The organism is Mesorhizobium sp. M7A.F.Ca.US.014.04.1.1, from assembly GCF_003998745.1.
GTDB lineage: Bacteria > Pseudomonadota > Alphaproteobacteria > Rhizobiales > Rhizobiaceae > Mesorhizobium > Mesorhizobium ciceri.
Window position 1 is genome coordinate 1 of record NZ_RZRW01001309.1, and the last position, 651, is coordinate 651.

The window sequence follows — 651 nt, forward strand, 5'->3', positions numbered from 1 at the left end:
GCGCTATTGTCGGTCAGGTCGTTCTTCCCAGAGCCGTCAAGCGAAGCCTCGCTGTCGCCCTCACCGTCAAAGTCCCAAGCACCGCCGGCTCGCTTGCCATTGGGACGTTTGATGAAGGCGGGAACTTCCAGGTCGCCAACTTCCTCCGCGTCGAGACGCCAGTGGTGGAACGTCCCCACGGCGCCGTCGGGCCGTCCGGGAGGTAAATCTCTCTAGTCGCAGTACTTGCCGGCTAGGCCAGTGAGTGGCTGCCGGTGAATTGAGTTCGAAGCCAACAGGAGCCAGTCATGGCCCGTGCCTCTGAAGTTCTTTTTGTCGATCCTTCAGTTTCCGACCTCCAGGCAATTCTCGGCAGCGGGGGACCCGAGGTTCAAGCGATTGTGCTCAACGGCCGCCGACCGGCGGCGCGGCAGATCGCTGCCGCGCTCGCGGGGCACGCAGGGCTCGAAGCGGTGCACGTCATTGCACATGGTGGGTCTGGGCGTGTCGGCTTCACAGCAGGGGAGTGGTCATCTGCTACATTGCAGGAAGAGGCCGAGGATCTTGCCGCAATCGGCCGGGCGCTTGCCACAGACGGCGAGCTGCGGCTGTGGAGCTGCGAGACGGCGTCGGGGGAGGCGGGCGAGACCTTCGGGGCGGATCTGGGAGAGG

At 64.7% G+C, this 651-nt stretch carries 1 protein-coding gene; it reads left to right on the forward strand.

The window, feature by feature from the left end:
* Positions 1–287 precede the first annotated feature (287 nt).
* Positions 288–651: DUF4347 domain-containing protein (locus EOA22_RS36245; RefSeq protein WP_127390745.1), on the forward strand; the 364-nt coding region annotated here is incomplete at its 3' end.